This window comes from Ruegeria sp. BHSB058, assembly GCF_059613285.1.
Map to the genome: position 1 here is coordinate 1 of NZ_JBXWSF010000116.1, position 8,846 is coordinate 8,846.

At 61.1% G+C, this 8,846-nt stretch carries 7 protein-coding genes, 1 tRNA gene and 1 pseudogene; 4 read left to right on the forward strand and 5 right to left on the reverse strand.

Features of this window, described 5'->3' with window-relative positions:
• Together AC2FNB_RS19475 and AC2FNB_RS19480 are read left to right on the forward strand one after the other, a co-directional pair.
• Nucleotides 1-426: helix-turn-helix domain-containing protein (locus AC2FNB_RS19475; RefSeq protein ID WP_496748476.1), on the forward strand; the 426-nt coding region annotated here is incomplete at its 5' end.
• Nucleotides 407-1,468 (forward strand): tyrosine-type recombinase/integrase, encoded by a 1,062-nt coding sequence (locus tag AC2FNB_RS19480; RefSeq protein ID WP_496748477.1) that lies wholly within the window; start codon nucleotides 407-409, stop codon nucleotides 1,466-1,468. The genes AC2FNB_RS19475 and AC2FNB_RS19480, both read left to right, overlap by 20 nt.
• On the opposite strand, the gene AC2FNB_RS19485 is transcribed toward AC2FNB_RS19480, so the two are convergent.
• The 3 genes from AC2FNB_RS19485 to AC2FNB_RS19495 form a co-directional block, all read right to left on the reverse strand.
• Complete coding sequence (locus tag AC2FNB_RS19485; protein WP_496748478.1) at nucleotides 1,458-3,323, reverse strand: 7-cyano-7-deazaguanine synthase; 1,866 nt, start codon at nucleotides 3,321-3,323, stop codon at nucleotides 1,458-1,460. The two genes, AC2FNB_RS19480 and AC2FNB_RS19485, sit on opposite strands and share 11 nt — an antisense overlap.
• Nucleotides 3,301-4,077 carry a hypothetical protein gene (locus tag AC2FNB_RS19490; protein ID WP_496748479.1) on the reverse strand — a complete coding sequence of 259 codons (777 nt, stop codon included), beginning with the start codon at nucleotides 4,075-4,077 and terminating at the stop codon, nucleotides 3,301-3,303. Before AC2FNB_RS19490 ends, AC2FNB_RS19485 begins: the two co-directional genes overlap by 23 nt.
• Nucleotides 4,078-4,223: 146 nt before the next feature.
• Nucleotides 4,224-4,299: transfer RNA gene (locus AC2FNB_RS19495), tRNA-Lys, on the reverse strand.
• A 207-nt stretch (nucleotides 4,300-4,506) separates the two neighbouring features.
• Here AC2FNB_RS19495 and dapF point away from each other — a divergent pair.
• Together dapF and mtaB are read left to right on the forward strand one after the other, a co-directional pair.
• A complete protein-coding gene (gene dapF, locus AC2FNB_RS19500) occupies nucleotides 4,507-5,349 on the forward strand; it encodes a diaminopimelate epimerase (RefSeq protein ID WP_496748480.1) in 843 nt (280 codons plus the stop codon).
• Nucleotides 5,346-6,602, forward strand: coding sequence for a tRNA (N(6)-L-threonylcarbamoyladenosine(37)-C(2))-methylthiotransferase MtaB (mtaB, locus tag AC2FNB_RS19505; RefSeq protein WP_496748481.1), 1,257 nt, complete (start codon nucleotides 5,346-5,348; stop codon nucleotides 6,600-6,602). Before dapF ends, mtaB begins: the two co-directional genes overlap by 4 nt.
• Nucleotides 6,603-6,684: 82 nt before the next feature.
• Here the strand turns inward: mtaB and AC2FNB_RS19510 are convergent, their stop codons facing one another.
• Both AC2FNB_RS19510 and AC2FNB_RS19515 read right to left on the reverse strand, forming a co-directional pair.
• Nucleotides 6,685-8,478 carry a CHASE2 domain-containing protein gene (locus AC2FNB_RS19510; RefSeq protein ID WP_496748482.1) on the reverse strand — a complete coding sequence of 598 codons (1,794 nt, stop codon included), beginning with the start codon at nucleotides 8,476-8,478 and terminating at the stop codon, nucleotides 6,685-6,687.
• Nucleotides 8,479-8,525: 47 nt separating this feature from the next.
• Nucleotides 8,526-8,846 (reverse strand): annotated as a pseudogene (locus tag AC2FNB_RS19515) (hypothetical protein); the annotation flags it as partial.

An 8,846-nucleotide genomic window follows, 5' to 3' on the forward strand; every position in this document is an offset into this window, starting at 1 on the left:
GTTCACCGCCAGACCGTCATCAGGTGGATCCGGCAGCACGGGTTGCCGGCGGACATCAGCCGCAAGCCCTGGTTGATTCGAGGTCGCGATCTCAAGGCCTTCCTGGGTCAGCGACAGAACCGAGGCAAACGCAAACTGGAGCTGCACCACTGCTACTGTGTCGGGTGCAAGGGTCCCCGCGCGCCGGACGGCAAAATCGCGGATTACACGCAGCAGACAGCCACGAGCGGCCTGCTGTCCGCTCTGTGCCCGACCTGCGGCAACATCATGAACAGGGCCGTCCGCCGGGCCGACCTCGACGTGATCCGGTCCAAAATCGAGGTCACAATCCAGAAGGCAAACACAAGATTAGTGTCCCCGGCAGAGCCCCCCTTGAATGTCACCTTGGAAGAGGACCGGAAGACCCATGTCAAAAAGCACTCGTGAGAACCTGCGCATCAAGCACAAGTACCTGGTCTGGCTCCAGGTTGCGAAAGGCTTTTCGGAAGCAACGATCGACAAGGCCGCAGCCGCGATCTCGGTTTACGAGGCGTTCCTTGGTGGCAAGGATTTCCGTGCCTTTCACTCCGAACGGGCCCGTGCCTTCAAACGGTACCTGGCGACGCAAAAGAACGTGCGGAACGGAGCACCGTTGTCGCCGTCGACGATCAACAGCACCCTGCGGGAGGTGAAGGCCTTCTTCTTCTGGCTCGCCGATCAGCCCGGCTACAAGTCGAAGATTTCCCACTCCGACACCGACTACCTGACACCGGACCAAAAGTCCGAGGCAGCCCGGCGGTCGACCCTATGGAAACCGCACCCCTCGCCGGCACAGGTGCAGCACCTGCTTGAACGGATGCCCACGGACAGCGTGCTTCAGCGCCGGGACCGCGCCCTCGTGGCCTTTCTGTTTCTTACCGGCTCCCGGATTGGTGCCGCCATCGGCCTCCGCCTGGGCCATGTCGATCTGCCGAACGCTTGTGTTCAGTTTGACGGGCGCAGCGTCAAGACCAAGTTCGGCAAGTCCTTCACCACTGCTTTCTTCCCGATCGGTGGCCCGGCCGATCAGATCCTTCGCGACTGGATCGGGGAATTGCGCACCACCCATCTGTTCTCGGATGCGGACCCGCTGTTTCCCAAGACACGGGTCGGTGTTGACGGGTCCCGCAAGTTCGCCGCCCTTGGTATCGCACGCGAGCCATGGTCGAACCCGTCCAGCGCGGCGCGCATCTTCAAGCAGGCCTTCACCGATGCCGGGCTGTCGCCGTTCTCTCCGCACCGGGTGCGCGATACGCTGGCGGAACTGACCCGCGAGTATTGCCGCACTCCGGAGGACTACAAGGCCTGGTCGCAAAACCTTGGGCATGACAATGCCCTCACGACCTTCACCTCGTACGGGGCTGTCGGTCCCGGTCGCCAGATCGAGCTGATGGCCCGGTTCCGCAAGCGCGGGCCGCTCGGCGATGATGATATCGAGGTCATCGAGTAGGTTTGGCTTTGGGGGCCACCCGAACCTCGACCAGGTCCGGGGCCAGACGGTAGCCTTGCCCGGGAACGCTTTCGATGATGGCCGTCCCACGGTCCTTGTCCAGGCCCGCCGATGCGAACTTCTTGCCCAGTTCGGTGCGCGACCGGTTCACCCTCTGCCGGACGCCTTCGTCGGAGGACAGGTTCAACATTTTGGCCAGCCGCCTTGCCGGGATCGCGGGGAAGTCGAACGGATCCAGCCCCTGCCCCGCGGCTTCAAGAAACGCGTCGGACAGCACCAGTATCAGCCCGGCCGTTGCCCCCTTGGCGAGAACAACCACGCCGTCGACGCTAGCCGTTTCGCGTTTCCGATCAATCACGATGGTCAGTTTCCGGAACTGATGGGTGTCAATCAGACCGCTCACGACCCCCGGCACCCCGGCAAACAACCGTTCCCTCTGCGCCTCTCCGTATAGTCTGGGCAGGCTGTTTTCGGGAAAGGCGTCCAGCGGTTGCGACCCACGAACGGCTTGCATCACGCCCGCAACCGATGCGCCATGACGTTTCAGAAGATCGGCGATCATCGACAACGACGTCTTTGCGGGCTCGCCAAGGCTGCCCACGGCATCCAGAACGGCCGGATAGTGCTGCGCCAGGACGTCCGCTGAGAGATGTTCGAATTGTTCGGCATTGCGGACATAGGACAGGGCGATCTCCTTGTCCTCGACCCGCTCTCTGCGCCCGTTCAACAGATCAACCCGGTAGGCCTCTTCCGGATCATTAGATTCCAGCCCTGCGGCCAACACTGCAAAACGCCGGTCGATACACTGAGAGCAGCGACCACAATGCACATGTTGCTTGGTCTGGTTGTGAACATCCGCGCAACTTCGGGTATGCCGGATTTGATCTGCCGCGCCCAATCGCGCAATCGTCGATACAACCTCCGTCTTCGTGCGCCAGAAGAACGGGTTGTCGACCCTCATTCCGCCATCGAACACTTGTGACAGGAACCCGGTCATCAGGGTCAGGGTCCTGGGATGCGTGGTTCGTGTCGCACGGGTTCCCAACACGTTGCCGACCGGCGGCAGATTAAGGCTGACAATACCGTTCTCGTAAAACGACACGCGATCCCGCCCAAAAGCCTGCGCGGTCATCGCTCCCAACACTGCAAACAGGAAAGACCGGCTTCGATGCGTACCTTCCCTGGTTTTGCCCCCGACAAGCTGGATATGCACCGGAACATGGCGGGAGAGGTCCCTTCCATGTTCATCTGAGAGGTATTCCTGCAAGTGCCGTTGAACTGGCGCTATCTTGGTGGCCGAGAAATGACTGACTAGGGCAGTTCTCTGTTTTTGCTCGACGATCTCTTCGAGCGCACCTGCAAAGGAATCCAGACCACCGGAAAACATCAGAATGCGATCCGCTTTCCAAGCGCTCTTACCGCCGAACTTGAAAAACCGGTTTCGCTCCGCATCAGGATAGAGACGTGTGGTAAACGTGAACTCGAACCGGTCGCCACTCAGGAACATCAGCAGGTCTTCCAGAGCCTGTCCTACTCCGGCCCCCTGCCAATGCGGCAGGTCCCGAACCGGCATCTCCACCACGAACCGCCGATGCCACCGTTTGCCCATGTGCTGAAGCACGGGACCGCCGCGGCTCACGGCTGAATCCACCGCGTAGACCAATGCCGCGAGTTCGAGCAGATCCAGCGCCCGGTCTGGCAACCCGGCAACCATCTGCCGGTTCAGTTGTGAAATGCGAAGTGAAACGCCATGTTCCTGGCCATCAAGATCAAAACGCAGGACCTCGTCCCCGCCGGCCTTGGTCAGCGGAGCGAGCAGGCGAACCCGGTGCTCAGGCTGCGCGGCGCCGTCCAAGTTCCGACCTCATTTTTTTGAAGGCATATCTCGTGAAGCCGTTGATGGCCTCCTGATCCAGCCTATGCTCTTTCCAGACGGTCTTGCCGTACCAGCCGCCCGCGAACTCCTGCACGATTCGGGAGGCCTCGAACGTGTGCTGTGCCAGCGCTTGCTGGAACTGCACACGTTCGGCATCGGAGGCGAACCTTTTGTCCTCTCCGGTATGATTGGCCAGTTCACGGCTCAGGTAGTAATCCAGCGACCGGTAGGTGAGCCTGGCGAAGAAATCGCGGGCCAGATGCGCGAAATGCTGGCCGCTGCCGAAAGACGCCAGGGCTCGCCGGATTTCCGCTGGCGTGGGCTCAAACAGCGTCGGCAGCCGGTCGTGAAGCTGGACCGACAGGCTTTCCAGCAATGCACCCTTTGCCAAGTCCGCCGCATCGGATGACCGGCCATGTTCAAACGTATTGCGGTCAATCGCCCGGCTCAACCCGGCCAACAGGTCCGTGACCGACTGCACATCGGCACCATTGATACCAAGTTCCTTTAGGAACGCGTGATACTCCGGCGACCGCGCCTTGAGCGGTGCGTTGACCAGCAGGCCGGAAATGAACTGGAAACCCGGATCATCCGAAGCCCGCGCCAGATCCCGCTCCGAGGCATGTACAGCGGCTTCTGCAATCCGTTCGACCGGCGCATCCGCGTCCAGCAGGCCCACGACCTCGCGCCACTTCTTCGACTGCGGCAATGTCCCCAGCCTGATATGGCCCATACGTTTTCCTCCCGTTCACCCAAGGGTTGAATCAGGCAACATCGAAAAGCAACGAAAAAAGAAGAAAATCATGCCCGCAAGCTTACCCCACGCTTACCCGAAGACATGACGTGCGCGGAGGATGTCGTGTAAGTTATTGAAAACAGTGGTGAGCCGTGCAGGATTCGAACCTGCGACCCACTGATTAAAAGTCAGTTGCTCTACCAACTGAGCTAACGGCCCACTCTTTTGGATCTTTTCGATCCGTGGCGCTCTGTAAGGCATTTTACCGGTCAGGTTCAAGGCCTTATTTGCACCGCGCGCCCCCTTTGGTTCAGAACCATCCGGCGACCCGATAGGCGGCCTAATTAGGGAGGTGGCGCGAGGGGGTCAAGCCCTTTTTTGGCGAAATATCGCGACAGGCTGGATTCATCACTACAGCAGCGCTATATGCCCGCCATGCAGGATCAGACACATACCGGATTACCATTCATGAAGATGCACGGGCTGGGCAATGACTTTGTCATTGTTGATGCGCGAGCGCATGAAATCGGAATCACCCCGGCTGCGGCGCAAGGGATCGCGCATCGCCAGTTCGGGGTCGGCTTTGACCAATTGGCCGTGATCCAGAACGGCAAGGGCGATGCGCATCTGGTCTTTTACAACGCCGACGGCACGACCTCGGCCGCCTGCGGAAACGCGACCCGTTGCGTCGCACGCCACTTGATGACCGAGACCGGCAAGACCGAGTTGGTGCTGACCACCGACCGCGGCGAGCTGCGCGCAAGGGACGTAGGCGACGGGCTGACTTCGGTGAACATGGGACAGCCTCAGCTGGACTGGCAGGATATTCCACTGGCCGAAGACGTGGACACGTTGGAGCTGCCGATCGAAGGCGGGCCGGTCGCCACAGGTATGGGCAATCCACATTGTACCTTCTTCGTCGAGGATGCCGAGGCGATTCCGTTGACCGAATTCGGCTCGCGTTATGAATATCACCCGCTTTATCCGCAGCGGACAAATGTTCAGGTGGCCCAGATCGTTGGCCCCGACCATATCCGTATGCGCGTGTGGGAGCGGGGCGTCGGCATTACGCTGGCGTCCGGTTCTTCTTCCTGCGCGACCGCCGTCGCGGCGGCGCGGCGCGGACTGACGGGGCGCAAGGTGCGGGTTGATCTGGATGGCGGCACGCTTTGGATCGAGTGGCGCGAAGACGGGGTCTGGATGACCGGGCCGACCTGCCATGTGTACTCGGGCACGATGACGCCTGAATTCCTGGACGGGCTGAAATGAACCCGCCCAAATTCACAACGCTCGGCTGCCGCCTGAACGCCTATGAAACCGAAGCGATGAAAGAGCTTTCGCAGCAGGCGGGGCTTGCGGATGCGGTGATCGTCAACACATGTGCGGTCACAGCCGAAGCGGTGCGCAAGGCGCGACAGGAAATTCGCAAGCTGCGGCGGGAAAACCCTCAGGCGCGCCTGATCGTAACCGGTTGCGCCGCCCAGACCGAGCCAGAGACTTTTGCCGCCATGACCGAGGTCGACGCGGTGATCGGCAACACCGAAAAGATGCGCCCCGAAACCTGGAAGGGCATGGCCGCCGATTTCATCGGTCGGACCGAGGCGGTGCAGGTCGATGACATCATGTCGGTCACTGAAACCGCCGGTCATCTGATCGACGGTTTTGGCACGCGCTCGCGGGCCTATGTACAGGTCCAGAATGGGTGTGACCACCGCTGCACTTTCTGCATCATTCCCTATGGTCGGGGCAATTCACGCAGCGTCCCAGCCGGCGTCGTGGTGGACCAGATCAAGCGGCTGGTGGATCGCGGCTACAACGAGGTGGTGCTGACCGGAGTCGATCTGACTTCGTGGGGCGCTGACCTGCCCGCTCAACCCAAGCTGGGCGATCTGGTGATGCGTATCCTCAAGTTGGTGCCCGATCTGCCGCGTCTGCGGATCAGTTCGATCGACTCGATCGAGGTGGATGAGAACCTGATGCAGGCCATCGCGACCGAACCGCGCCTGATGCCGCATTTGCACCTCAGCCTGCAGCATGGCGACGACCTGATCCTCAAACGAATGAAGCGGCGCCACCTGCGCGATGATGCGATCCGCTTTGCCGAAGAGGCCCGCAAGCTGCGCCCCGAGATGACATTCGGCGCCGACATCATCGCCGGTTTCCCGACCGAGACCGAGGCCCATTTCGAAAATTCGTTGAAACTGGTGATCGACTGCGACCTGACCTGGCTGCACGTCTTTCCCTATTCCAGACGTGACGGCACGCCAGCGGCGCGCATTCCGCAGCAAGTCAACGGCAAGGTCATCAAGGACCGCGCTGCACGGTTGCGTGCGACGGGGGATGCGCAGGTCCAAAAGCACGTCGCATTGCAGATCGGAAAAACCCATCGCATTTTGATGGAAACCCCGGTCATGGGCCGGACGGAACAATTCACCGAGGTCCGCCTGAGCCACCCGCAATCCGAAGGTCAGATCGTCACCGCGACGATCAGCGGTGTGTCGGATAGCCGGCTCATCGCCTGAACGCACCTCAAGGCTGGTCAGTTTTCCCCACAGCTGGTCCAAGGATCGCTGTCCTAACCGTGCTGAGTATGAATATGCTTCGTCAGCTTTTGGTTGGCTGGTCGGTCCAGACAAGGATCGGTTCTTGGCGACCGCGCAACTTGTGCCGGCCAGACGGGCTGAGACCCAGCTTACCAGCCCGAGCCAGTGCTTCCGGTTCGGATTGCACGAGCGCCTCGGACAGGGCTATGGCCGCACCGTAGGATTTGGCAAAATCCTGCAATCGGCTGGCGGTGTTGACCACGTCACCGCTTACGGTCAGCTGTCTGTGATGCCGTCCACCGACCACTCCGGTCTGAACGGGGCCAGCGTGGCCGCCCACCCGCAGACCGAGGCCAGGCCAGTCAGCCGCCCTTCCAACGCTTTCATACAAATCTTCGATGAACCGCAAAGCCTGCGTTGCGTCATCGGGTCGAGGTTTCGGCAGACCAAAGACAACCATTGCGCCATCACCGGCGAAATGCGCAATGACCCCGCCCAAGGGCTCCACCGTCTGTTCGACCAGGCCATGAAAAACTCGCAGGAACTGTGCAGTGCCTTCGGGGCCCAGCTGTTCTGAATAGCCAGTAAAATTCTCAACATCGACAAACAGAACGACGGCTGGCCGCGCCGCTGTTTCGAACTGGGGATCGGCGGCGCTTGCAAGCCGTTCCACCAACAGCGGTGAATGATAGAGAGCGAGGTTCGCCGCGCGACGGCGATGTTCCAAAAGCCGCAACCCGGCGCCGAATCCGACCCCGAGCAACAGCGAAAGCAACACAGTTGTCACATCCAGCCACCATCCCGCGATAAACGCGGCCTGCATCACGGCCGCCAGTGCAACTGTCACGGCAGCGGTTCCCGACAGGGCAAGCCAGGGTCGGTTCACTCCGGCCACGATGAACCCCAAGGTACTCGCCACGAGCGCAAGTGCGATATCCCAGAACCACGCAACCGCGTCACGTCGCAACAGGCGCTTTTCAAGCATGTTCGCGGCAAGCGTCGCATGCAGCTCGGCGCCGGGGAAGGCCGCGTCGAACGATGTGGCGTGCCGGTCTCCGAATCCGGTCGCGGTTGCCCCGAGGAACACGATCTTGCCCTCAAGGTCTGCGTCCTGAACCTCTGTGACGGAAAAGGTCTGGAAAGTGCCCCCCGGCCCGTAGAACTTGAGTGGTATCGCCCCCAGCATGTCCAGCGGAATGGTGGATTCTCCGGCCGTCAGCTTCCCTCCGGTAGCAGACAACCACAGTTGCAGATCAAGATCGTTACCTGCATCGGTCAGGGCCGCCATAGCAAGCGCAGGATACCAAACGATACCATCTTGCGTTGCCAGGGGATGCGCCGCGTCAATTCGGCGGACAGCTCCATCTGTGTCGTGGCGCAGAATGACATGGCCGAGAGAGGTTGTACCGCGCAACGCCTCTGTCGGACCCAGTGCAGGCAGAGGATTGCGATGATCCGTGGCGACGACAACCGAAAAGCCTTCCCCATCAAGTTCGAGGAGCGGAGCATCCGAAGACGCCTCTGCAACGCCCAGAACGGCATCAACTCCGGTCAAGGCACCGGCAAGGGCTTGATCATCCTCGCGCGGCTCGATCAGCAGGAAGTCCAATGCAATAACCTTCGCCCCGGCCCGCGCGGCATCCGACACGGCGGCAGCAAGCGTTTTGCGAGGCGGAGGGAAGGTCCCGATCCGGGAAACGGCAGCATCGTCGAACGCAACAATTGCAACACCTTCAGGCGGCGCAATCGGACCGCGCCAAAGGAAGCGGGCATCAAGGAATTGCCCTTCGATCCCCTGCCAGAACGCGCTTCGGCTGCCGGGATGCCAAAGGGCAATGCCCAAACTTGCCAGCATCACCACCACTGCGGCGACGCGGCGTGTGCGCCGGAACCTGTCGCGCGTTACCAATCGGGACCAAGCAATGCGTCGAACCGGTCGATGCGCGCCTGCCCCCACCGTGTGACTTGCCCCATTTCGCCGGAGGAAGTCACGTCAATGCCGTCACCGGGGCCGAGGCGCGCTTCGCCACCATTGGCAAAGACGAATACCGTTCCCTCGCGTGCAAATACTGCGCTTGCGCGGCGCTCAACCTGCATCGCCCATTGCGTCGAACGCACGGCGGCAACGGCGGACGGCGTGCGAATCTGAACGCCGTTTCCGTCCTGAGATGAGAACAGGAACCCGGCTAGCCCGTCGATCAGCCGAAATCCCAACGGTTTCGT

What these genes read in the sequence shown, in the direction of transcription:
- AC2FNB_RS19480 (WP_496748477.1), top strand. Translation starts at nt 407, where the DNA reads ATGTCAAAAAGCACTCGTGAGAACCTGCGCATCAAGCACAAGTACCTG.
- AC2FNB_RS19490 (WP_496748479.1), bottom strand. Translation starts at nt 4,077, where the DNA reads ATGGGCCATATCAGGCTGGGGACATTGCCGCAGTCGAAGAAGTGGCGC.
- dapF (WP_496748480.1), top strand. Translation starts at nt 4,507, where the DNA reads ATGCCCGCCATGCAGGATCAGACACATACCGGATTACCATTCATGAAG.
- mtaB (WP_496748481.1), top strand. Translation starts at nt 5,346, where the DNA reads ATGAACCCGCCCAAATTCACAACGCTCGGCTGCCGCCTGAACGCCTAT.
- AC2FNB_RS19510 (WP_496748482.1), bottom strand. Translation starts at nt 8,478, where the DNA reads ATGCTGGCAAGTTTGGGCATTGCCCTTTGGCATCCCGGCAGCCGAAGC.